The sequence below is a fragment of the Bradyrhizobium erythrophlei genome, assembly GCF_042430365.1.
Taxonomy (GTDB): Bacteria; Pseudomonadota; Alphaproteobacteria; order Rhizobiales; family Xanthobacteraceae; genus Bradyrhizobium; species Bradyrhizobium erythrophlei.
In genome coordinates, this window is sequence record NZ_JBHMET010000002.1 from 22,088 (window position 1) to 43,514 (window position 21,427).

Annotated in this window: 24 protein-coding genes; 10 read left to right on the plus strand and 14 right to left on the minus strand. The window is 63.0% G+C overall.

Features of this window, described 5'->3' with window-relative positions:
• Positions 1–89 precede the first annotated feature (89 nt).
• Both ACFFWD_RS00135 and ACFFWD_RS00140 read left to right on the plus strand, forming a co-directional pair.
• A complete protein-coding gene (locus tag ACFFWD_RS00135; RefSeq protein WP_376960228.1) occupies positions 90–323 on the plus strand; it encodes a DUF6894 family protein in 234 nt (77 codons plus the stop codon).
• A 10-nt stretch (positions 324–333) separates the two neighbouring features.
• The gene (locus ACFFWD_RS00140) at positions 334–513 is read left to right on the plus strand and encodes a hypothetical protein (protein ID WP_376960230.1); all 180 of its coding nucleotides are present in this window, start codon (positions 334–336) and stop codon (positions 511–513) included.
• Between the two features lie 319 nt (positions 514–832).
• Here ACFFWD_RS00140 and ACFFWD_RS00145 read toward each other — a convergent pair whose 3' ends face one another.
• Together ACFFWD_RS00145 and ACFFWD_RS00150 are read right to left on the minus strand one after the other, a co-directional pair.
• Entirely contained in the window at positions 833–991 is a 159-nt protein-coding gene (locus ACFFWD_RS00145; RefSeq protein WP_376960232.1) for a hypothetical protein, read from the minus strand.
• Between the two features lie 182 nt (positions 992–1,173).
• A complete protein-coding gene (locus ACFFWD_RS00150) occupies positions 1,174–1,695 on the minus strand; it encodes a hypothetical protein (protein WP_376960234.1) in 522 nt (173 codons plus the stop codon).
• A gap of 59 nt (positions 1,696–1,754) precedes the next feature.
• On the opposite strand from ACFFWD_RS00150, the gene ACFFWD_RS00155 reads away from it, so the two are divergent.
• A complete protein-coding gene (locus ACFFWD_RS00155) occupies positions 1,755–2,201 on the plus strand; it encodes a c-type cytochrome (protein ID WP_376960236.1) in 447 nt (148 codons plus the stop codon).
• Positions 2,202–3,518: 1,317 nt separating this feature from the next.
• Here ACFFWD_RS00155 and ccoG read toward each other — a convergent pair.
• Genes ccoG through ACFFWD_RS00180 form a run of 5 tightly spaced genes read right to left on the minus strand, consistent with a single transcriptional unit; the run spans position 3,519 to position 8,312 of the window.
• On the minus strand, positions 3,519–4,946 hold the full coding sequence (gene ccoG, locus ACFFWD_RS00160) for a cytochrome c oxidase accessory protein CcoG (protein WP_376960238.1): 1,428 nt from the start codon (positions 4,944–4,946) through the stop codon (positions 3,519–3,521).
• A gap of 10 nt (positions 4,947–4,956) precedes the next feature.
• Entirely contained in the window at positions 4,957–5,271 is a 315-nt protein-coding gene (locus ACFFWD_RS00165) for a metal-sulfur cluster assembly factor (RefSeq protein WP_376960240.1), read from the minus strand.
• The gene (locus ACFFWD_RS00170) at positions 5,268–5,777 is read right to left on the minus strand and encodes a DUF2249 domain-containing protein (protein WP_376960242.1); all 510 of its coding nucleotides are present in this window, start codon (positions 5,775–5,777) and stop codon (positions 5,268–5,270) included. Before ACFFWD_RS00170 ends, ACFFWD_RS00165 begins: the two co-directional genes overlap by 4 nt.
• Positions 5,778–5,788: 11 nt before the next feature.
• Positions 5,789–7,126, minus strand: a complete 1,338-nt coding sequence (locus ACFFWD_RS00175) for a hypothetical protein (protein WP_376960244.1) — start codon at positions 7,124–7,126, stop codon at positions 5,789–5,791.
• Between the two features lie 7 nt (positions 7,127–7,133).
• Positions 7,134–8,312 (minus strand): NnrS family protein, encoded by a 1,179-nt coding sequence (locus ACFFWD_RS00180; protein WP_376960246.1) that lies wholly within the window; start codon positions 8,310–8,312, stop codon positions 7,134–7,136.
• Positions 8,313–8,685: 373 nt separating this feature from the next.
• Between ACFFWD_RS00180 and ACFFWD_RS00185 the strand changes: the two genes are divergently transcribed.
• Complete coding sequence (locus ACFFWD_RS00185; protein WP_376960248.1) at positions 8,686–8,880, plus strand: hypothetical protein; 195 nt, start codon at positions 8,686–8,688, stop codon at positions 8,878–8,880.
• Positions 8,881–8,884: 4 nt separating this feature from the next.
• Here the strand turns inward: ACFFWD_RS00185 and ACFFWD_RS00190 are convergent, their stop codons facing one another.
• Positions 8,885–9,346: a pseudoazurin gene (locus ACFFWD_RS00190; protein WP_376960250.1), complete on the minus strand. Its 462-nt coding sequence runs from the start codon at positions 9,344–9,346 to the stop codon at positions 8,885–8,887.
• A 183-nt stretch (positions 9,347–9,529) separates the two neighbouring features.
• On the opposite strand from ACFFWD_RS00190, the gene ACFFWD_RS00195 reads away from it, so the two are divergent.
• The 4 genes from ACFFWD_RS00195 (at position 9,530) to hemN (ending at position 14,067) form a co-directional block, all read left to right on the plus strand.
• Positions 9,530–10,252 carry a Crp/Fnr family transcriptional regulator gene (locus ACFFWD_RS00195; protein ID WP_376960252.1) on the plus strand — a complete coding sequence of 241 codons (723 nt, stop codon included), beginning with the start codon at positions 9,530–9,532 and terminating at the stop codon, positions 10,250–10,252.
• 217 nt (positions 10,253–10,469) lie between these two features.
• Positions 10,470–11,597: a copper-containing nitrite reductase gene (gene nirK / locus ACFFWD_RS00200; RefSeq protein ID WP_376960254.1), complete on the plus strand. Its 1,128-nt coding sequence runs from the start codon at positions 10,470–10,472 to the stop codon at positions 11,595–11,597.
• A 63-nt stretch (positions 11,598–11,660) separates the two neighbouring features.
• Positions 11,661–12,521 (plus strand): SUMF1/EgtB/PvdO family nonheme iron enzyme, encoded by an 861-nt coding sequence (locus ACFFWD_RS00205; RefSeq protein ID WP_376960256.1) that lies wholly within the window; start codon positions 11,661–11,663, stop codon positions 12,519–12,521.
• 193 nt (positions 12,522–12,714) lie between these two features.
• Entirely contained in the window at positions 12,715–14,067 is a 1,353-nt protein-coding gene (hemN, locus tag ACFFWD_RS00210; protein WP_376960258.1) for an oxygen-independent coproporphyrinogen III oxidase, read from the plus strand.
• A gap of 271 nt (positions 14,068–14,338) precedes the next feature.
• Here the strand turns inward: hemN and ACFFWD_RS00215 are convergent, their stop codons facing one another.
• The 6 genes from ACFFWD_RS00215 to ACFFWD_RS00240 all read right to left on the minus strand — a co-directional run bounded on the left by ACFFWD_RS00215 (position 14,339) and on the right by ACFFWD_RS00240 (position 19,910).
• Complete coding sequence (locus tag ACFFWD_RS00215) at positions 14,339–16,252, minus strand: nitric oxide reductase activation protein NorD (RefSeq protein ID WP_376960260.1); 1,914 nt, start codon at positions 16,250–16,252, stop codon at positions 14,339–14,341.
• Between the two features lie 3 nt (positions 16,253–16,255).
• The gene (locus ACFFWD_RS00220) at positions 16,256–17,068 is read right to left on the minus strand and encodes a CbbQ/NirQ/NorQ/GpvN family protein (RefSeq protein ID WP_376960262.1); all 813 of its coding nucleotides are present in this window, start codon (positions 17,066–17,068) and stop codon (positions 16,256–16,258) included.
• 62 nt (positions 17,069–17,130) lie between these two features.
• Positions 17,131–18,477 (minus strand): cbb3-type cytochrome c oxidase subunit I, encoded by a 1,347-nt coding sequence (locus ACFFWD_RS00225; protein WP_376960264.1) that lies wholly within the window; start codon positions 18,475–18,477, stop codon positions 17,131–17,133.
• 40 nt (positions 18,478–18,517) lie between these two features.
• Complete coding sequence (locus ACFFWD_RS00230) at positions 18,518–18,970, minus strand: c-type cytochrome (protein WP_376960266.1); 453 nt, start codon at positions 18,968–18,970, stop codon at positions 18,518–18,520.
• Between the two features lie 102 nt (positions 18,971–19,072).
• Positions 19,073–19,339: a cytochrome C oxidase subunit IV family protein gene (locus ACFFWD_RS00235; RefSeq protein ID WP_376960268.1), complete on the minus strand. Its 267-nt coding sequence runs from the start codon at positions 19,337–19,339 to the stop codon at positions 19,073–19,075.
• A gap of 1 nt (position 19,340) precedes the next feature.
• Positions 19,341–19,910, minus strand: coding sequence for a cytochrome c oxidase subunit 3 family protein (locus tag ACFFWD_RS00240; protein ID WP_376960270.1), 570 nt, complete (start codon positions 19,908–19,910; stop codon positions 19,341–19,343).
• 153 nt (positions 19,911–20,063) lie between these two features.
• On the opposite strand from ACFFWD_RS00240, the gene ACFFWD_RS00245 reads away from it, so the two are divergent.
• Together ACFFWD_RS00245 and ACFFWD_RS00250 are read left to right on the plus strand one after the other, a co-directional pair.
• Entirely contained in the window at positions 20,064–20,219 is a 156-nt protein-coding gene (locus tag ACFFWD_RS00245) for a hypothetical protein (RefSeq protein WP_376960272.1), read from the plus strand.
• A gap of 112 nt (positions 20,220–20,331) precedes the next feature.
• Positions 20,332–20,601: a hypothetical protein gene (locus tag ACFFWD_RS00250; protein WP_376960274.1), complete on the plus strand. Its 270-nt coding sequence runs from the start codon at positions 20,332–20,334 to the stop codon at positions 20,599–20,601.
• Positions 20,602–21,427 lie beyond the last annotated feature (826 nt).

Sequence of the window (21,427 nt, forward strand, 5' to 3'; positions counted from 1 at the left end):
TATCCCCCCTTAGGGTAACGACCCGAATTTTCAGCCGATTTTCCTGGTGATACAGGTGATCATGCTCACAGACCCACAGGAGACGGAACATGACCGAGGTCTATTTCCACTACTCCAACGCTCGTGATGTGCTGATCGATCGCAGCGGCACCGCCATGGATGACCTGGCGGAAGCGCGCGATCATGCAGAGGCCCTCGTCAGGTCCCTCATCATGACGCCGAGCAGTGAGGATTGGCGCGGCTGGATCCTCCACATGACCGATAACGACAGCGACGACGTCTTTGCGCTGCCGTTCGCAGCCGTGCTCGGCAAGCCGCATTGAGGAGGATGCCATGTTCGCACAATCGTATCTGTTTCCACTTCGCCAGAGCTTCGATGGGATCATGACGAAATGGCGCAAGGTGATCGAACGTGCCCGCGATCCCTACCGGCCCGAGCTTCACTACCTGCGGGGACCCGGCCCAAAATGGCATGCAAAGCATCTAGACCGTGCGGTGACCAAGTCGCTTTGACCGACGCCGCCATGTTCGCAGCTTATAGCTATGACCTGCATCAGCAGAGGACAGCCACCTTGTGCGCAGCCACGATGGGAACAGGATTTCATGAGGATCCACTCCAAGCCTAGCGAGTTGCCGGACCATTCCGCCATGGAGTGGCGGGCCATTACAACTGCACCTTTCGATCGTGACCTGGAATTGGCAGTGATCGAAGCCAGCGGGATTTACAGGCTCGTTTTTCCTTGCAGGCGTGTCCTTCGCGGCTGGATTAACGCCAGGACAAATGCGTCCGTCAGTGTGCACCCAACGCATTGGCGCGAGTGGGATGACTCCGCTAGCCCTCTTTTCTCTCGCTCCGCTTCTTGAGCGCCGCGAGCTTTAGCTCTTCTTCCGCCAACAGCCTTTCAAGCATTCGGCGCTTCTGTGAGTCCGCTTCCGTTTCAAGAAGCTTCTTGAAGTGTTTAATATTTGCCTTGGCGATCTCTTGAGGCATTGGACGCTTCGGTCTCCCCGCTCAAGGCCGCATCGTACCAGCGAGCCGGCAATCTCGCCAAGGGCGTCATCGCACTGCGCGGACGCCGACCGGCAGCCGCAGGCCAAAGCGTGGTAGAACCGCTCTTCGCGGCGGTCCGGATGACCGTCGACAATCAGGATGCGCATGCCCTGTTGTGCTCCTTATGCCGTGCGGTTGAGGGCTGCAGAAGCCGGCAGGAATGGAATACGCTCCTCCTTGCGCAGCGTTCGCATCGCAAGCCGCGCCGTCAGAAGACTAGACGGCAGGCCTCCTCCAGCCATGACCCATTGCCCTACCGTCAATACCTTCGCGGGCCGGGCAGTATTGCGTAGCGGCTTGAACCCCATTCCGGGCGTCAACAGCCAGCCCTCCGCGCTGCCTTGCCAGTTGCCCGTGTAACGAATGACGGTTGTCGGCGAATATACGTCAATCGTCTCGATAGCGTTGCGGAAATCGGGTACCATCTCTTCAACAAGCGCGATGACCGCCTCCGCGATCCTGTGCTGTTTGCCTGGTAGCGAACCGGATCGCTGCGTTGCCGATCGACCCAGAAGGCAAAATTGCGTGTCGGCAGAAAGCAGGTCACAGCCGTTTCGCCGGCGGGCGCAAAGGTTGGGTCGAAGTGAAAGAAACGCAGGGACCGTCGTGATCTGCGGCATGAAGGTCGTATTGACCTGCGTCAAACTGAACCAAACTCAAGACCGTATAAGATTTATTCGAAAACTGGGGCCGGGAGCGCGATATGATCACCAGTCTGAAGTGGTTGATGACTGCCATTCTTACCGCTGTTTTCGCTGCTGCGGCTCAAGCTGAAGACCTCGATGCAGGTAAGGCAGAATTTCAGTCTTCGTGCGCAACCTGCCATGGTACGGATGGAAAGGGCAAAGGACCTGTCAGCGAGCAGCTCAAGGTACCGCCTCCCGATTTGACGATCTTGGCCAAGAAAAACAACGGGGTCTTCCCCACGAACGCTGTTTATGAAACCATATACGGATCGAAAACAATTTCCGCTCACGGCACTCGTGAAATGCCAATTTGGGGGGAACGATTCAACCCCATTATGAACGTGCCTCACACTATTGATCCGACTTATGACGCGCTTGACCCATCGCGAGAATTGCGAGGAGTCGTCGTGCGAACCCGGATCCTCGCTGTTATCGACTATCTGAGTCGTATTCAGCAAAAGTAGCAACGACGAGCATTAGATTGCTTGACCTTCCCGCCGGGCGCAGTCAATCTTCTTGAACCTTAATATATCGCCGATAGCTTGATTGCGCGGGCGTTTCTGACCGCCATAGTTGCAGTGATAAGAAGGCCGACGCCCTGAACCGGCCGGCCAGCCTGATTCAACGCGCATCTCGCGCGGTCCGCCGCCACGCACAGTCGCGCGGTCTAGGACTTGGTCTCGGAGACCGACAACACGGCGGACGTTCACCTAATGCAGAGTCAGAAAGCCGCAGCTGAGCGGGCTGAGAATCGGGAACTGAAGCAGATTCACTCAGATCGAAGAGGCTGAGATGGATCGCCGAGGGAAGGATATCAGTGAGACGCGATTTGGGGCTTACGTCGATGGTCTTGTTAACGTGATCGGACACGCGTCAGCGTCTGCGGAGCATGAATGCGTGAGACCAGCACGCCTCGCCCGCGCCGGTTTGGGGACCGAAGCATCTTCAGCCATGGGTTGACCAACTTGATTTGGATCAATGCGCCAAAGCAGCATTTACTATTCATGTTCCATGGATACCGAAAGGGAGGAGGGTTAGATGCCAACCTCATACGAAGTCACCCACATTGAGCCCGCCACGGTCCGGGCACTTCAGCAGCTTTGCGTAAGGTGTGAGAAGCGCAAACGGTGCGAGTTGGATCTTGCAGACGAATTTGCCGAACCCGGGTGGCAGTACTGGCGGGATTACTGCCCGAGTGCCGCAATACTGAGTACCTTCCAAAACTGCTCGAACGTTTACAAATAAAGCTCGCTGTGGGCTTTTGTTAGCCGATGCGCATCTTTTGCCGATCGACCTTGCACGCGGTCGCGAGAGAACAGCCCATCTCAAAGAAAGCCGAGCGACCCGCATTCGAAGCGCCATCCAGCACAGCGGGCGCCATCGGCCGCCACAAGGTATTTTGATGGAACGCTCTTAAAATACCGAGCGAGATTTCCAGACTCGATTGCCTCGCGCGGCACCTAGCCACCCGCCGAGACGGCCACGTTGACAAAACCAAGTAATCCTGCCCGCGAAATTTGTCGACCGCGCACTCCTCTCCGTCGAAGATTGAAGGCCCAGTGCCTATCATTCATGGAAGGGGTATCCATGTACTGGAGGGGTTCGCTAGGCTCGCAAGGACAATCGCAGACCTTGCGCTTTATGGGCTACGTTGACCTTGATTGCAATCGCATTCATGAATCTTCTCCGTGCGACTCCCGCCGGATTCTGCTTCGAGAAAGTCTCAGATCTTTGCATTATTCGACGTTGTTGCGACGCAAATTCCGCGACGAGAGCGAAACCTAACGCTCGACGAACTTGTCCTTGGCGGAAAGAACCGTCGCGCCAGTTTCGTCCCGGGCGGTGAACACGATGTCGCCCTGCCCTGGATCCGTCGCCGTCAGTGTGACCCGCAGTGACTCGGACGCATCGGGGGCGACCTCGATCGGCGTCAACGTCTCGTTTCCGATGATTGCCATCTTGGCGTCGATCCCGGTCACCGACAGCGTGTACGAATGCGGACTCAAGGATTTGTTCAGCAGCTTGATGGTATAGGCGTTGCGCAGCGAGCCGTCGGAGAGGCTGACAGCGACCGGATCCCGATCGTGCTGGACAGAGAGAGACGCGGCGGTCTTTGTCGCCAATGCGAGCGTGATCGCACCGGCGAGAACAACGCACGCCGCCGTCAGGCCGATCGTCTTCGGTCGAACCAGACGGTTGACCGGCGCCTCCCGTCGGCGGCCGCGCTCGATGTTGCTCCAGCTTTCGTAGTCGATCAGGCCGCGCGGCCGACCGAGCTTCGCCATCACGCCGTCGCAGGCATCAACGCACAGTCCGCAATTGATACATGCGAAATTCGGCCCCTCGCGGATATCGATGCCGATCGGACACACCGCGACACACTGGCCACAATCGACGCAACCGCCCGCAGGCTTGCCCTGAAGCCGCATCTCCGTGGCCTTCTTCGCCGACGTCCGCCGCTCGCCGCGGTAGTCGCGATAGTTGACGGTGTAGGCCTCCGGATCCCAGATCGCACCCTGCAGACGCGGCCAGGGGCACATGAAGGTGCAGACTTGTTCGCGCGCAAAGCCGGCCAGGCCGTAGGTCGTTCCGGCGAAGACCAGCATCCAGGTCAACGCGTTGGCCGAGACGTCGGCGGATGCGAAGTCCCGCTGCAGGCGCGGCGCGTCGGTGAAGTAAAAAATCAAGGTGCCGCCGGTCGCCAGCGAGATCAGTAACCAGGCTGCATGCTTCGCGACGATCCGGATCGCGCGCTTCGTCGTCAGCGGCGCACCGACGTTCTTCAGGCGCTGGCGCCGATCGCCCTCGACCAACCGCTCGACGAGCAGAAACAGATCAGTCCAAACGGTCTGCGGACAGGCGAAGCCACACCACAGACGCCCAGCCAGCGCATTGGTCAGGATCAGGATTGTCGAGGCGAGCACCAGCAGTCCCGTGACCACGTAGAGATCCTGCGGCCAGATCTCAACGAAAAAGGCGTATAGCCGTCCGTTCGCGAAGTCGAGCAGGACCGCCTGATCGGGTGCGTGAGGGCCACGGTCCCAACGGATGAACGGCGTCACGTAGTAGATCGACAGCGCGAGCAGAACAACGCCCCATTTGATGCGCCGGATCGGCCCCTTCACGGCCTGGGGCACGACCGGTTGGCCAGCTGCTGCCGCGGCCTTGGCACGCGTCTTCGCATGATCGATCTCGATCGTGATCGCCATTGTCCGCCCTTCAGTTCACCGCTGCGAAACCAAGCGAGTCCCGGACAGCCGGGTCGATGCGGGCGGGGGACCACGACGGCTCGAACGTCATCTCCACATCGACGGAGCCGACACCCGAAACATCGACGACGGCGTTTTCCACGCCCTCCTTCAGAAAGGAGCTCGCCGGACAGAACGGCGTGGTCGCGGTCATCACGATGCGGACGGCGTCATCGGCAATCGAGATGTCGTAGATGAAGCCGAGGTCGACGATGTTGTGCCCGAGCTCCGGGTCGATCACGACGCGCAGCGCGTCGTAAATGCGCTGGACGAGGTCCTTGGTCACAACGGAGCCCTCACTGTCAGTTCGTAGGTCACCCCGTCCGGTGTGAAGCCGCCAAGCCAATGGAAGCCGCGCTTCTCGAGCTGCGGGAACAGGAAGACCGGTTCCCGCCGCAGCAGCGCTGAAAGCGTCTCGCCCGGGCCCAGCTTGTCCGCCGCCGCGAGAATCCGGACCATCGGTTCCGGAGGATCAAGATCGCGGTTGTCGAGCTGAACCGCGGGCTCCGGCCAGTTGTCGAAGCCCGAGTTGGTGTCGGCGGCGCGCGCGCATTCAGGATTCGCGGCGACCGGTGTGAACAGCACCTCCCACTCTCCGCCGTCGAGCGCTTGCTCGGACGACGCAAATCCCTTGTTCGCCATCACCGCGAACAGCGGAACCGGCTTAAACGTTGCGTAGAGGCGGAGTCCCTGCCCCGGCTCGAGACGGTCGAGCGCGGCCATAATCACTGAGAACGGCTCGCCTCCGGCACGAAGGATGGGACGAACGTCGACATCGATGTATTCGGTCATGATTTCCTCTCTCAGTGTCTCGCGAACAGCAGGTGAGGCACGACGGCCCCGCCGGGCAGACGCAGCGGGCTCGCGACGTCGGCGAGCCGCCGGATTCGGATGATTTCGTGGACGATACCGGCGACGCCGACGGCCATGGCCGCCGCAGCCATCCGCAACGCGTTCGGCTCCCCGACCATCAGCGTCACCGTCCCGACCCAGACGGCCACGTAATAGATGACGAACCACTTCGTCGCCCTGCCCTCCGCGGCGAGATCCTGGACCCGGGGCGTCGCCGCCCGTCCCATGACGGGGCCGTAGGTCTCGAGCCAAGTCAGGAACGCGACAATCTTGTAGAGCTTGGCGAGCACCAGACCGGATAGCCACCCGAAAACGGCGAGGAAGGTGAAGGCGCCGACATGGGTGGCGAAGGCGCCGACCGAGACGAGCGCGATCCCGAGCAGGGCCGTGCCCGCCAGACTCGCGAACGACAGCGTCGCCATCCGCATGTTGAGCTCAAGCTGCCGACGCTTCCGGTTGCTGAAGATGCCGGCGATGTCACGCCCGTACAAGCCGGCCGACGCAAGACCGAGAATGCCGGCAACTGACAACACGATGTACAACCCGGCGGCAAGACCGATCGCGAGCGCTCCGCCCGCCACCGTGACGGCGACCGCGAGAGCGCCGGCAGCAAGCGTTTGGCGGCTTTGCCGATCGTCGGTGTCCGGCGCAAGCATGAACATCGCCAGAAGCCGGTAACTCACGCCCATCGCGGTCAACGTCAGCCAGCCACCGAGGCCTGCGATGGCGTGCAGCGGAATGCCATTCGCGAGAAGCAAGTCCCCCACGGATCCCGCGCACCCTGCGAGTGCAAACGCGAACACCGCGCCGAAAGCCGCGGTCGCGCAGAGCGAGGCCAAGCCGACGAGCACGAAGCGGGCCGGCCCCGTGGGCCGCAGGCACGCGGTCAGGCCCAAGTCGACGACAACGAGACCGATGCCTCCGACCAGCAGGGCAGCGCCCAATGGCAGCAGCCAGAGTGCCGGCGGCACGCGACCGCCCAAAGACAGGAAGCCGCCGAGCATGAAGATGAGACCGGCGGTCAGGAGGCCCAGAGCCGGCAAGGCCCACTTCTCGGAGAACAGTGGCCTGGCGACCAGGACGGGCACGAACTGGAACAGCGCCCCACACATTGCGAGACTCAGCCACCCGATGGAGACGGCGTGAACCAGAACGAGCGTGTCGGGCGAGAGGATATCGGCCGCGGGATAGCCGATGCCGACGACCATCAGAGCCAACGCCACGAACAGCCACGCCAGCGCCGCCGCGAAGTAGCTCATCGTCCATCGTGAAATGCTGGCGCCGATCATCGCAACCTCAGAGCTTTCTGGCTCGGCATAGAAGGGGCGCGTAGGCGACCGCGAAGCCGAGGAAGGCCACTGCCCATGCGACGCCGGAAACCATCAAGAGCGGAATGGAATGGCTCGGACCGAGCGCAGCGCAAACGCGTGCCACTGCGGCCAAGACAATCGCGGCGTAAACCGCCTGGGTAGCGGCGGAGGCGGACAGCGCCTGCCCCGTGTGGCCGAGCGAGGCCCGCGTCATGACGGCGATCGTCATCGACCCGATCGCGCCGCCGGTCCAGGCGTGCACGCCTGCTCCGGAAGCGACGAGATCGAGAGCAGACAGGACCGACAGGAAGAAGCCGACCGGCACGAAGGCGTAGGCAACGTGAAGGATCAGCACCAGTCGATCCGGCATGGTCCGGTACCCGGCCCAGCGAGCCAGCCGGACGAGATGAAGCAAGCCGGCGATTGCGAGCGCGCCCGCCACGAGCCGGCCCGACGGGGAGATCACCCAGACGATCATGGCGCAAACGCCGGCGAGCATCGCCACAGCATCGAAGCGGTTGAACGGAACAGGCAGCCGTCCGGGCCCGCGGCGCGCCAACCAGTTGCGGGTGAAGCTCGGCACAATCCGCCCTCCGATCACGCAGACCAGCGTGACGACCAGGGCCACGCCGGCGCGCGATGAATACTCGGCCAGGCCGGACAAATGCGCTTCGACATGGAAGGCGATGTTGACGATCGCGAGCAGCGTCACGATCGCGACCACCTTCAGATTGCTCCACTTACGGCCCGCGATGATCTCGCGCGCCGCGGCGGCCGCGAGCAGCAGCAAGAACATCGCGTCCAGTACCAGAGCGAGTTCCCAGCCGATGATGCCGGACAAGGACGTCGCCAGCCTCCCGATCGCCCAGGACGCAAACAGGATGGCGAGCCGGGCGCCCTGGATCGGCAGGCGCCCCGTCCAGTTTGGAACAGCGGTCAGCAAAAAGCCGGCGATGACGGCGCTGGCGTAGCCGAACAACATCTCATGCACATGCCAATCGCGCGGGGCAAACGCGGTGGGAAGCGAGACCTGGCCTGCGAACACCGCAAGCCAGAGCGGAATCGTGGCGCCGGCGTAGACCGCGCCAAAGAGGAAAAAGGGGCGGAACCCGTATGAAAATAGCGCAGGCCCTCGGTAGGCCCTCAAATTCTGCATCGTCGCCATGGACGTCATTCCCGATCAACTGGAGACATCGTAGGTCGAGGCGACCGCTATCTCTTTGTCGGGGCACAAACTACGGCGTCGTTCGCACGACTGTTTGACCTGCGACAAGGATTCGATTGGTCTGCCCCATCAATCTCCGGGACCTCACCAACGGAGGACGAGATGCGAATTTTCCAGAGATTGCGCGGACGGGATCGGAGCAAAAGCAGCATCGAGCGGAAGCTCATCGAGACGGTCGCCACGAACCTCCTGCGCCGCATCGACGAAGACACGCCGATCACGGTCGTGCCCCGAAGCCAGTCGGCTTGCTGCTCCTGTTGCTCGGTCGACGAGAAGCCGCGTCAGTAGCCGGTCGCCGCGAGGGGCATCCCCGATGATTAGCTGTGGCGGCTGGCTTCCGATCGCGCTCGCGCCGGAGGATTGCGACCTTGAGCTCGGTCGCGATCGTATTGGAGCAATCGAGGCGCTGCGATTCCCGGGCCGGCGCAAGTCCGGCATCTGGTACAATGTATGGACGGACGAGGCGGTGGTCGTCCATCCGACACACTGGCGGATTTGGCGGCCATAGGCCGTCACTTGGACGCGTTCTTGCTGGCCTCGAGCTTGTCGAACAGCGTCGCGAACACCTGCTTCGCCTTGCCGACCTGCGGCACGGCCTTGGCCTGATCGAGGTTGGTCGGAGAGCCGACAACGATCATCGCAACCATGCCCATCCCGTAATGGGGAAGACATTTCACGCCGTAGACGCCTTCCTGATCGAACTTCACGGCGGTGTCCTCGCCGTTCTTGCCCTGGAACGGCGTTGCGCCCTCGGGAAGCATGCCCTTGATGGACTCGGCATTGTGGCCCTTGTCGGTCGAGAGAAACTTCACGGTGGCGCCGGGGACGATCTTCACAAAGGCCGGCTCGAACACCATGGCGCCGCCGTCGGGCCCCTTGTTCAGCAGCTTGACCTCGACTTCGGCGGCACGGACAGCGCCTCCGGCCAGGATCAGAGCCGCTACGGCCGCGGCCAGCATCGCAGTCTTCTTCATTTCCTTTTCCTTGGAACTTGTGCCCGGAAAGGCCGGGCTCCGTGGCGACAGATAGGCCCTCCGCGCGATCCGGAAGTTGCGCTGGCGCAATCTCCGGGCAGGTTCCTTAGGCTATGAGCAGGGACCGTTCAGGCTTGCGCGGGGTCCCGATACTCTCCATGGCGGTTTGGAAACGAGGAATTGATGGCCGCTGTTGACCGGTCACTGGTCGCGAATCTGCCGATGTTCGCTGGGCTCTCGCCCGCCGAGCAGGACGAGTTGCTGCGCGAAGCGCGCTCGATCCGCTACCCCAAAGGATCCGCCGTCTTCGACCAGGGCGCGGAAGCGGACAGGTTCTTCCTTCTCCTGCATGGACATCTCCGCGTCGAGAAAACCACGCCCCAGGGCCAGCAATCGGTCGTCCGCTATGTCTCCGGCGGCGAGCTCTTCGGCGTCGCGCTGGCCATGAACCTGACGCACTATCCAGCGACCGCAGTGGCCGCCGTGGATAGCATTGCGCTCGCCTGGCCGTCGTCATCCTGGCAGAGATTGATCGCCAGGTATCCGAGCCTGGCCTCCAGCGCGCTCCAGACGGTCGGGAGCCGCCTGCAGGATACCCAGACCCGCGTCATGGAGATTTCGAACGAGCAGGTTGAGCAGCGCGTGGCGCATGCGCTGCTGCGGCTGGCCAAGCAGGCGGGGCGGAAGGTCGATGCCGGAGTCGAGATCGACTTCCCGATCAGCCGCCAGGACATCGCCGAGATGACCGGCACGACGCTGCATACGGTCAGCCGGATCCTCAGCGCCTGGGAGAGCGAAGGACTGGTTGAGGGCGGCAGACAGCGCATCGTGCTGTGCGATGCTCATCGGCTTCACGCCCTGGCCGAAGGCGAAGAAGCCCCTCAGGTCCGCAAGCGCGGGATCTAGACTTTCCCAGGTGGCCTTCGCCCCATCCAGCCCGCTTGTCAGGAACGCATTGGCGTCGATGTCGTGCTCTTTGCGCACCTCGTCGACGGAATGGAATTGGGGCGATCGCACTGACCTGTGAATCCGTCGCGCTCGTTGTTCCAGAGCAAAGAGCCTCGCGTCCGGATCGCTCATGATCCACCCATCGAATTAGATCACTCACTCGATGGAGAGCATCATGCTCACGCGTAGGACTGCTTTGATGGGCGCCGCGCTCGCGGCGCTGATGATGACCGCGCCGGCCATGGCGGGGCCAGCGGACGATCTCAAGCTGCCGCGCGAGAAGGTGACGCTGGTGGCGCCGCCCGAGGTGCATTCGCACGAACAGGCGACCAAGTCGGGACCGAAGATCGTCGAGTTCAAGCTGACGATCCGCGAAAAGGAGGTCGTGATCGACGCTGCCGGCACCAAGTTCTGGGCCATGACGTTCGACGGCTCGATGCCGGGCCCGATGATGGTGCTGCACGAAGGCGACTACATGGAGCTGACGCTGGTCAACCCCGAAACCAACTCCATGCCGCACAACATCGACCTGCATTCGGCAACCGGTGGGCTGGGCGGCGGCGCGCTGACCAAGGTCAACCCAGGCGAGCAGGTCATGCTGCGCTGGAAGGCCACGCGCGCGGGCGTGTTCGTCTACCACTGCGCCCCCGAGGGCATGATCCCCTGGCATGTCGTCTCCGGCATGCACGGCACCGTGATGGTGTTGCCGCGCGACGGGCTGAAGGATGGCGCCGGCAAGCCGCTGCACTACGACAAGATCTACTACATCGGTGAAAACGACCTCTACGTGCCGAAGGACGAGAAGGGCAAGTACAAGACCTATGAGACGGTCGGCGAGTCCTATGCCGACACGACGGAGGTCATGCGCAAGCTCATCCCGACCCACGTCGTATTCAACGGCCGCGTCGGCTCGCTGACCGGCAAGAACGCGATGACCGCCAAGGTCGGCGAGACCGTGCTGATCGTCCACTCGCAGGCCAACCGTGACACCCGCCCGCACCTCATCGGCGGCCACGGCGATTACGTCTGGGAGACCGGCAAGTTCAACAACCCGCCGGAGCGGGATCTCGAGACCTGGTTTGTCCGCGGCGGTTCGGCGGGCGCGGCGCTCTACACCTTCCGCGAACCCGGCATCTACGCCTACGTCAATCACAACCTGATCGAGGCGGTCGAGCTCGGAGCTGCAGCTCACTTCAAGGTCGACGGCAAGTGGAACGAGGATCTCATGAAGCAGCTCTCGCCTCCCGGCCCAATCCCGCCCGACAGGGTCGGCGCCGCCGAACCGGTGGCCGTCACCCGCTAGGTGGTGCCGAACATGGCGGCCCGCGGTCTCGACCGCGGGCCGTTTCTCCAAGGAGTAGATACCATGCTGATGCTGATGAAGGTGAAGGCCGCGATGCTCGCCGGCGCGCTGGCTGCACCTGTCCTGGCCACCGTCCTGACGCCCGCGCCGTCGCATGATCCAGACGGCACAAGCCGTCTTTCTCCGGTTTCCTTCACTTACCGCGCTGCCGGCGACTTCGCGCGCGGCGGCAGGCCCGTCGAAGGGCCGTTGCGCGAACTCCGCCTGACAGACGACCTCCTCGTCATGAAGCGGCAGGTCACGGCTGCGGAATACGCCATTTGCGTCGACGAGGGCGCCTGCCCGCGCGTGGTGGCCGCTACGGGCCCGAAGGACGTGCCCATCACCGGTGTAAGTTGGCACGACGTCTCGGCCTACGCAGCCTGGATCACGCGCAAGACCGGCATTGTCCATCGCCTGCCGACCGACGAGGAATGGACGTTCGCCGCCGCCGAGAAGGCGCGCGACGAGGCGTTGCCGCTGGTCGACCCAGCCGATCCGGCGCAGGCCTGGATCGCTCGCTACGAAGCGGAGTCGTCCCGGGAAAAGCCTCAGGCTGTGGCGCCGCAGCCGGGCGGTACGTTCGGCACCAACAGCAAGGGGCTGGATGACATGGCCGGCAACGTCTGGGAGTGGACGGACACCTGCTTCGTTCGGTCGTCAATGGACGACGCACGCGAGCGGGTCACGAACACGAACTGCGGCGTCCGCGTCGTCGAGGGGGCCCATCGCACCTACATGACTGACTTTATTCGCGACCCCAAGTCGGGCGGCTGCGCCGCTGGTGTTCCACCGACCAATCTCGGCTTCCGGCTCGTCGTCGAGCTCCCGTCGACGATCGCGAGCACCGTTCGTCACATGTCGAAGCTGCTGCGTCGAACCTGAGTCCGACACCATCGGAAGCGGCTGTTGGAAGCGCCGCGTCATCTGCCACGTCGTTGCGGAGACGTCCACGATCATCCTGGTCGCCGTAGTGATCCTGGTAATCGTCAAGCCATTCTAACGCCGCGAAGGTTGACCTGACGCAACGTTCGTTTCCGCGTTTTCTTGCAATGTCTGTCGCAAACGGAAGGTAGACATGCGCTCGGACCTCGCAAGACAATACGGACAGGATCGGCTCCCCCGGTACACCAGCTATCCCACGGCCCCGCACTTCGCGCCTGCGATCGGCGAAGCCGACTATCGGCGATGGCTCGTTTCGATCCCTGTCCGGCAGCCAGCCTCGATCTACCTGCACGTACCATTCTGCCGGTCCATGTGCTGGTACTGCGGGTGCCATACATCAGTCACCAAGCGCGATGACCCTATCGCCATCTACGCGTCGGGTTTGCGAAGCGAAGCGCACCTCATCGCCGAGACCATCGGCCAGCGGCTCCCGATTTCCCACATCCACTTCGGCGGCGGCACGCCGACGATCATGACGCCCGAGACGTTCGCCGACCTCGTCGGCGCGCTGCGCTACTCATATTTCGTGGAGCCCGACGCCGAGATCGCCGTCGAGATCGACCCGCGCACGCTGACCGAACCGATGGCGGAGGCGCTCGGCTTCTGCGGCGTCAACCGCGCGAGCTTGGGCGTGCAGAGCTTCGATCCCGTCGTGCAGCGCGCCATCAACCGACTGCAGAGCTTCGAGCAGACGGCCAAGTCCGTCGAACGGCTACGCCGGGCGGGCGTCGGTCGGCTCAATTTCGATCTGCTCTACGGCCTGCCCTTCCAGACGGTGGAGTCATGCCTCGACACCGTGGCCAGGTGCGTCGAGCTCCGCCCCGACCGCTTCTCGGTGTTCGGCTATGCGCACATCCCGTCGTTCAAGAAGCACCAGCTCAAGATCGACGAAAGCACCCTTCCCGACAGCATCGAGCGGCATTTGCAGTCCGAAACCATCGCGGAAGCCCTGATCGACGCCGGCTACGTTCGCATTGGTTTCGACCACTTCGCCCTACCCGGCGACAATCTCGCCGTGGCGAAGCGGGAAGGCCGGCTGCGTCGGAATTTCCAGGGCTACACCGATGATTCCGCCGAGACCCTCATTGGTCTCGGCGCAAGCGCCATTGGCCGGACGCCTCAAGGGTTCGTCCAGAACGTCGTGGCCACCCGCGACTATCTCGCGTGCATCACCGAGGACCGTCTTCCCACCGCCAAGGGCTACGCGTTCACGGAGGATGACCGCTTCCGCGCCGACATCATCGAGCGCATTATGTGCGACATGGCCGTGGACCTGCCCCAGATCGCGCGATTTCACGGCCGTAATCCCGCGTCGGCCGTCATTGATCATTCGCGGATCGAAAGTCTCATCGCGGACGGCGTCGTCACGATGAGCGACGACCGGCTCTCGGTCACCAACGGCGCCGAATTCCTGGTTCGCAGCGTTGCTTCTGCATTCGATGCCCATCTAGCGCGGTCCGCGGCCACCCATAGCCGCGCGGTCTGAGGCGTCCGCGACGCACCAAATCGCGGCGCGATCGTTCGGATCCGGCTCGGTCGCGTCGACCCGGTCAGCCGCCCGTTTGCGATCCCCGCACCTCGATCTCCGGCGGTTTTCCGCTGTTCTGTTTGCGCTGGCTCAAGTTATCCCCGACCGCCTGATGCTAAATTGAGCCACTAAGACGAGCGCCTCATACTCCCTTGAGGTTGTCTCGATACTCAAGGCCCGGCGATCTCTTTGCCGGGCCCCTTTCTTGCTATCGAGAGATTCGAGGGAACTACTGCGTGAGCTGGCGGTACAGGGCTGGCAAAGCGGTTGGCAGACGCTGGATGTTGCCCACGATCGCATATCCGCCCCGCCCGAACAGCGTCGGGAAATAGCTTTGCGCGGCAGAATCAATGGTGACGCCGAACACAGCCATGCCGAGCCGGCGCGCCTCCTGGACGGCCTTGCGCGTGTCCTCAACCGCGAAGCGTCCTTCATAATGATCGACGTCGTTCGGCTTGCCGTCGGTCAGGACGATCAGCAGTTTCTTCCGCTGCGGCTGCGGGGCGAGCTCGGAGGCGGCGTGGCGGACCGCCGCCCCGATGCGCGTGTAGTACCCGGGCTTCAGCGCTCCGATGCGCCGCTCTACCGACGCGCTGATCGGCTCGTCGAAGGCTTTGACGGTCTCGAGCCGTACCCATGAACGCCGACGCGAGGTGAAGGTCAGGATGCTGTGGTGATCGCCGCAGGCGGCGAGCCCATGCGCCAGCACCAGAAGCGCCTCCTTCTCGACATCGAGCACGCGATAGCCGGCGACCCAGGCGTCCGTGGACAGCGAGACGTCGACCAGCAGCGTGACTGCCAGATCGTGGCCCTGTGGTCGCGTCGCCAGATGCACGCGGTCGAGCGTTCCGCTGCCGGCGCGGAGGTCGCAACGGGCGCGTACCAGCGCGTCGAGATCGAGTTCGTGCCCGTCCGGCTGCGCCCTCATGAGCTCGTGGCGCGGTCGTAGCACCTCGAACTGTCGCCTCACTTGGCGGATCCGGCGGCGCATGGCCTCGTCCGGAGACCAGCTTGCACCGGCCTCGCTCGCGTCGGACGTCAGCACCCGGCAATGATCCCGCATGTACCTGCCGCTGCGATAGTTCCATTCCGGATAGAGCCGACCGGCATCAAGCCGCGCGGCGTCGACGGCCTCCGGCGGCAGGTCGAGATCGAATTTCAGCTTGGTCGCGGGCTTGCCCTTGCGACGGGAGATCGCGAGCTCGTCGAGGTCGTCGGCGGCCTTGCGTGCGTCTTCATCGTCGCTGTCGTCGGACGGACGGTCGACGTTGACCATCTCCGCCATGGCCAGGATCTTTTCGAAGCGATTGAGAATGAACGGATCGCGATTGGTGCTGTCCTCGCGCTCGCGCGTCGCGAAGCGCTTACGTATGTCGGGCCCGGCCTCGTCGCTCGGACTTGGCGGCTGCTCATCATCATCGCCCTGAACCGCGACTGCCTCCCGGGTCCAGCAATCGCCCCACAGCGGACAGGGCAGCATCGGCCGGTAGCCGGTCGGCGCCTTCCCCGACAGCTCGCCGGCACCGATCACCGCAGCCCACAGAGTTCCTTTGGGCGGCGCAGCCGCGCCGAGCAGCGTCATCACGATGCCCTCCACCTCCCGCTCGGTGCGCGGCAACGGTCGCCGCGGCCGTGCATCGGCTATCGCCGCGGCGAGCTGCGCATGAGGCTTGGCCAGGCCAGGGAGTTGCGAGACGACCAGAGCGGACGCCTCGTACGCCCGGCGCAAGGTCAGCAGATCACGCCGCAGCGGATCGGTATCGTCGAGCGCAGCGGCTGGTTGGATCGCGAACCACGCGGCCCACCAGCGATAAAGCTGTACGTTGAGCGCGCGGTCGGGGAAGACAGCGATGCGGTCGGGTAAGAACACGGTGGCGCCATCGCGCCCGGGGTGATCGAGGGTTTCATCGCCGAGTCCGATGCGCTGCCGCCATCCAAGCCGGTGTCCGGACTTGCGCGCCTTGGTACCCGCGATCTGCACGCCCGTCTCGCCACCAAGCGCACGGAACATGACCCCGATCTGGCCCCGGATGTCAGCAAGCGCGACCGCATGCTCCGGGTGAACCGGATAGCTCGCGGTCGTACCGACCAGCCGATGCCAGGCCCTTCCGACCGTCTCCTCCAACTCGAGAAAATCGAGCATAGCTCACCCGATTATCGCCCGGGCGACCTCGAGCAGCGCGGCCTTGACGTCGCCGTCATCCGTCAGTGGCTCGATCATTCCAGCGAGGACGGCGTCACCGACGGAAACGCCCGCGGCAACGAGCGTGGCGCAGTAGACGATGAGCCGAGTCGAGACGCCCTCCTCCAGATCGTGCCCCTTCAGCGCGCGCAGACGTCCGGCGAGTTGCACCAGCGGCCGCACGCAATCCGTCGACAGCCCGCTTTCGGCCGATACGACGGCGATCTCCTGCTCCGGTAGCAAAAAGTCGAACTCGATCGCGACGAAGCGTTGCCGCGTCGACGGCTTGAGCGCTTTCAGGAGACTCTGGTAGCCGGGGTTGTAGGAGACGACCAGCGTGAAGCCGGGCGGTGCGACCAGCTCCTCGCCGGTCCGCTCAAGCGGCAGGATCCGACGGTCGTCGGTCAACGGATGCAGCACCACGGTAACGTCCTTGCGGGCTTCCACCACCTCATCGAGATAGCAGATGCCGCCCTCGCGCACGGCGCGGGTCAACGGACCGTCGGTCCAGACCGTATCGCCGCCCTTGAGCAGGTAGCGCCCGGTGAGATCGGCTGCGGTCAGATCGTCGTGGCAGGCGACGGTGTGCAGCGGGAGCCCGAGACGCGCGGCCATATGCGCCACGAAGCGGGTCTTGCCGCATCCGGTCGGCCCCTTCAGCAGGACTGGCAAACCACGCCGCCATGCCTGTTCGAACAACGTGCATTCATTGCCACTCGGGACGTAGGCTGGGATCTCCGGCAAGGAGCTGGCGACGGCTTGAAGCGCGGGTTTCATGGTGGCTCTCCGGACAAATCAAAGGACGGCGGCCGCGAGAGACGCGGCCGCCGCGTCGTTCATCACTCGGCCGGCTGCAAGGCGGCCGATATGGTCGGTTGCTTCTGCCGCCCGGGCACCAGCACGGCCCAGACGAACATCACGGCGGAGATCACGACGAACACGCCGGAGCCGAGCCGGACCCAGTAGAACATGGCGAGTTGGTCCTGCACCTCCATGAAGCTCTGCCCGAGCACGCGCTGCAGATGGACCTGGAGCACGCCGGCGAAGGTCAGCGCGAAGGTCATGACCATCATGGCCGTGCACATGATCCAAAAGCTCGCCATGCTGAGCCACTGGTTGTAGGGCGCCCGCTCCTTGAGCTGCGGGATCGCGTAGGCCATCATCGCCAGGTTCAGCATGACGTAGGCGCCGAAGAAGGCGAGATGCCCATGTGCCGCGGTCACCTGCGTGCCGTGGGTGTAATAGTTCACCGACGACAGCGTGTGCAGGAAGCCCCAGACTCCGGCGCCCAGGAACGCCATTACCGAGCAGCCCACCGACCACAACAGTGCCGCGCGATTCGGATGCTTTCGGCCGGCCTTCCAGGTCATCTGCACCGTGAAGATCACCATGGTGAAGAACGGCGCGACCTCCAGCGTCGAGAACAGCGAGCCGATCCACTGCCAGTAGCCGGGGGCGCCGATCCAATAGAAATGATGGCCGGTACCGAGAATACCTGAGAACAAGGCGAGGCCGATGATGACGTAGAGCCACTTCTCGACCACCTCCCGGTCGATGCCGTTGAGCTTGATCATCAGGAAGGCGAGCACCGAGGCCATGATCAGCTCCCAGACGCCCTCAACCCACAGGTGGACGATGTACCACCAGTACATTTTGTCGACGGCGAGATTGGCGGGATTGTAGAAGGCGAACAGGAAGAAGATCGCGACGCCCCACAGGCCGAACAGGAGGATGTTGGTGACCGTGGTCTTGCGTCCCTTCAGCGCCGTCATCGTCACGTTGAACAGGAACATCAGGCAGACGACAACGATGCCGACCTTGATGATGAAGGGCTGCTCGAGGAATTCGCGGCCCTCATGATAGTGGAAGAGGTAGCCGACCACGGCGGCGCCGGCTGCGCCGAAGAACATCCAGAACTGGATCCTTGCCAGCAACGGGCTGACCAACTCGGTCTCGGTTTCCTCCGGCAGCAGATAATAGGTCGCGCCCATGAAGCCGATCAGCGACCACACAATCAACGCGTTGGTGTGGATCATTCTGACGATGTTGAACGGCAGAAGGACGGACAGGGTGTTGGGAAGAACGTAGATGGTCCCGGCGACCAGGCCGAACGCGACCTGGGCCAGGAAGAGCGTTAGCGCACCGTAGAAATACAGCATCGCTACTCTCTGGGTCTCATATTTCATCGAAAGGCTCTCTCGTTGAAGGGCTGTCGGGACGCGGCGCTCAACCGGCCTTGTTCGGCGGCCAGTTCTGGCGCTTGATGGTGTCGGTCCATTGCAGGAAGTCGGCGAGATCGTTGAGCTCCTGATCGGTCAGGTTGAACTGCGGCATCTGCCGCCGTCCGGGCGCGCTGCTCGGCTGCGCCTGCATCCACGCCTTCAAGGTCTCGCGCGCGGAGGCGGGGTCTTCCCTGCCGCCCCAGCGATCCCACACGTTGCCGACTTCAGGCGCGAAATAGGCGCCCTCGCCGAGCAGCGTGTGGCAGTTGATGCATGAGTTTTTTTCCCAGACGTGTTTGCCGCGGGCCACGGAATCCGTCAGCGTCGCGGTGTTCGTTGAAGATCTCACCATGTAGTAGTGACTGTGGGCCGTCAGAGCGAGGAAGATCACGAAGAAGAAGGCGGATCCGCCGTAGAAGATGTTCCGAGCGGCCGTTTTCGTGAGGCGTTCAGCCATCACCCGTCCTTTCCGTTATTGTTGGTGCGAGGGTGACGTCAGCGTACTCGGGCGGGCCGAATGCTTCTTTGTGCTGGAGCAAGCACAAGAGCGGTTGCCCCGTCAGATCAACAGCCTTGCGGCTGAGGCTGCCCAGGCGAACGATGCCACTCCAAGCACCCAGGCGGTGACCAGCCCGCGCCAGACGGCGGGCGCCGCGCGAAGGCCGAGAAAGTCAAGCACGATCCGGCGCCCCTTCAGAGCCGCGAACCCGAGCAAGACGGCACTGCCGAAAGGACCTGCCATCAGGTGCCGGGACGCGAGAAGCGTCGCAATCGCAAGGCCGATCAGAACGATGAGTGTGGTTTCGAGGGGATGCCGGTCCATCATGTCAGCGCACCAGATAGATGATGGGGAACATCACGATCCAGACGAGATCGACCATGTGCCAAAACGAGGTGCCGGTCTCGACCGCGGCAGCGTCCGCTCCCCGCGCAACCAGGGTTAGGATCACCATGCCGAGATGGACATGCAGCAGATGGAAGCCAGTCAGAAGAAAGTACACCGTGAAGAATGTGCTGGTCTCGAGTCCCGCACCGGCGGCGACCTCGTTGATATATTCCAGGATCTTGATCGCGACGAATGCGCCGCCGAGCCCGATTGCGAGCGCCAGCCAGCGACGGCAGGCATGACGCCGGTCTTGGCGCGCGGCCAGAGCCCCGTGTGCGGCAGCCCAGCCGCTCGTCACCAGTGCCAGCGTATTCAGGCCCGCCAAACTCGGATCGAGCACCGCCTGTCCAGCGGAGAATACGGACGGGTTGATGAACCGGGCGACCGCGAACGCACCAAGCAGCAGGCCGAATACGGCGAATTCGCTGAAGATCAGGACCCAGATCATCGGCTCGCCGGGGAGCCCGGCGAGGACGCCCCAGCTCTCGGTTTCGAATTCTTGAGCTGGCATCGATCCTCCCGGCTGCTCGCCGAGCCATCACTACAAAGGGCAACGGTTGCGATCATTGTCGCCGCGCAAAGACGGAAGGGTTCCGTCCGCTAGAGTCCGGGACCGCGTGTCGTAGGCGCGTAGGCGAACATGTTGCCAAACAGGGAAGCATTCATGAGCGAAGCGCAGATAGGCCTGCTCACCGCGACGCCCTTGATTGTCCTCTTCGCAGGCGCGCTAAGAGCGATGGGCGTCCTGTCCACTGTCGCGACCGTCTCGGCGGTCGCGTTCTCGGTCGCGATTGCCGTGCTGCTGTTTACGACCCAGTAGATCTGCGAAGCCCAGGCGATGGCCACGAACGCGAAGGATGTCCGCTATTCGGTTTATGCGATGCCTTTCTTCGAGAAGGCAGTGCGCGTGTTCGTGGCGGAGCTTCCGGCTCGTGTCCTGGCTCCAACCGAATGGCAAGCCGAGACTGCAGGACCGCGAGTATAGTAGCTTCGCCTGGATCCGCAGCGCGCAGAAGGATCGCGATGTCGCCGTTGCCCTCGCGCGAGTTCGCCCTGGCCTTGAGCGCATCCTCCGCGTGACCGCACGGGTGGCCGACATCTCGGCCACCGACGAGTTCGGCGTCGCCGACGCCGGGGAGCAGTCGTCTAGCCTGGGAGCGACCGACGCCCATTTCGCGCTAGGTTCACTCTTCCTGCCCTAGCGTCAATCCGATACTGAAGAGCGTCGTGCGCCAACCGCTGCCATTGAGCGTAAGGAGTCGCAGAAAATCGTAGATTGGCGCGGAAAATCGCAGGTTTGGTAGCGGGGGAGCGACTCGACCCCCCGACATCAGCGTTCTCGTCCTTGCCTTGAATAGCAGCCCCCTACCAAGGTCGGTTCGGAATGCCGACAAGCTAAATCAGCTTCTCTGCTTTCGTCAGTTCGATCGCGTCGAGCCCCGCGTCTGCGTCGCGCCTCGAACCGACCGTTCAGACTTGCCGTCGATAGATTTTTCTTGATTTCCCGGTGCACACGTCGTGCACACGCGGCCTTCTAACTGCCTGAAAGAATTGAACTCTCGCTCCAATCCATCATTGGGAAGTTCGAGCTAGCTCCAGCCACGCAACGACGACTAGGTCCAACTTCAGGCTGCCCCCCGGCACGATTTCAAGGAAAAATGATCGCTATCCTCTTCTGTGATCTCGCTGTCTTGCTCCGATCCTCGGGCCTTCTAGGTACCCCAACATGCACTAAGCTTCTTCTACTTTCAGTGGAGTGACCACTGAACGTCATGATTGAATGAACGGCCGAATGCTCTTTCGATCGCGTACCCACCGGCTTGGATGTCGAGAGCCCGATTTACCGAGGCAGACGTTAAGCGCGCTGTTAGAGGCGTCCTCGACAGCGGCGGTAAAGTTGCGCGCGTCGAGATTTGGCCTGACGGACGCATTTCAGTGTTGATAAAGGAGGAAACATCGATTCCAATCCACCCTGAGAGCTTGTGATGCTTTCGGGTTCCTGTGGAGCTTTGGAGCAGGGTGGCGCTG

Bases quoted from the DNA above. Each gene is read 5' to 3' on its own strand.
- ACFFWD_RS00180 (WP_376960246.1), bottom strand. From the start codon at position 8,312: ATGGCGACGATGCAGAATTTGAGGGCCTACCGAGGGCCTGCGCTATTT.
- ACFFWD_RS00215 (WP_376960260.1), bottom strand. From the start codon at position 16,252: ATGCTCGATTTTCTCGAGTTGGAGGAGACGGTCGGAAGGGCCTGGCAT.
- hemN (WP_376960258.1), top strand. From the start codon at position 12,715: ATGCGCTCGGACCTCGCAAGACAATACGGACAGGATCGGCTCCCCCGG.
- ACFFWD_RS00145 (WP_376960232.1), bottom strand. From the start codon at position 991: ATGCCTCAAGAGATCGCCAAGGCAAATATTAAACACTTCAAGAAGCTT.
- ACFFWD_RS00155 (WP_376960236.1), top strand. From the start codon at position 1,755: ATGATCACCAGTCTGAAGTGGTTGATGACTGCCATTCTTACCGCTGTT.
- ACFFWD_RS00185 (WP_376960248.1), top strand. From the start codon at position 8,686: ATGATTAGCTGTGGCGGCTGGCTTCCGATCGCGCTCGCGCCGGAGGAT.
- ACFFWD_RS00230 (WP_376960266.1), bottom strand. From the start codon at position 18,970: ATGGCTGAACGCCTCACGAAAACGGCCGCTCGGAACATCTTCTACGGC.
- ACFFWD_RS00170 (WP_376960242.1), bottom strand. From the start codon at position 5,777: ATGACCGAATACATCGATGTCGACGTTCGTCCCATCCTTCGTGCCGGA.
- ACFFWD_RS00140 (WP_376960230.1), top strand. From the start codon at position 334: ATGTTCGCACAATCGTATCTGTTTCCACTTCGCCAGAGCTTCGATGGG.
- ACFFWD_RS00175 (WP_376960244.1), bottom strand. From the start codon at position 7,126: ATGATCGGCGCCAGCATTTCACGATGGACGATGAGCTACTTCGCGGCG.
- ACFFWD_RS00190 (WP_376960250.1), bottom strand. From the start codon at position 9,346: ATGAAGAAGACTGCGATGCTGGCCGCGGCCGTAGCGGCTCTGATCCTG.
- ACFFWD_RS00205 (WP_376960256.1), top strand. From the start codon at position 11,661: ATGCTGATGCTGATGAAGGTGAAGGCCGCGATGCTCGCCGGCGCGCTG.
- ACFFWD_RS00235 (WP_376960268.1), bottom strand. From the start codon at position 19,339: ATGATGGACCGGCATCCCCTCGAAACCACACTCATCGTTCTGATCGGC.
- ACFFWD_RS00225 (WP_376960264.1), bottom strand. From the start codon at position 18,477: ATGAAATATGAGACCCAGAGAGTAGCGATGCTGTATTTCTACGGTGCG.
- ACFFWD_RS00240 (WP_376960270.1), bottom strand. From the start codon at position 19,910: ATGCCAGCTCAAGAATTCGAAACCGAGAGCTGGGGCGTCCTCGCCGGG.
- ACFFWD_RS00195 (WP_376960252.1), top strand. From the start codon at position 9,530: ATGGCCGCTGTTGACCGGTCACTGGTCGCGAATCTGCCGATGTTCGCT.
- ACFFWD_RS00135 (WP_376960228.1), top strand. From the start codon at position 90: ATGACCGAGGTCTATTTCCACTACTCCAACGCTCGTGATGTGCTGATC.
- ACFFWD_RS00220 (WP_376960262.1), bottom strand. From the start codon at position 17,068: ATGAAACCCGCGCTTCAAGCCGTCGCCAGCTCCTTGCCGGAGATCCCA.
- ACFFWD_RS00245 (WP_376960272.1), top strand. From the start codon at position 20,064: ATGAGCGAAGCGCAGATAGGCCTGCTCACCGCGACGCCCTTGATTGTC.
- ccoG (WP_376960238.1), bottom strand. From the start codon at position 4,946: ATGGCGATCACGATCGAGATCGATCATGCGAAGACGCGTGCCAAGGCC.
- nirK (WP_376960254.1), top strand. From the start codon at position 10,470: ATGCTCACGCGTAGGACTGCTTTGATGGGCGCCGCGCTCGCGGCGCTG.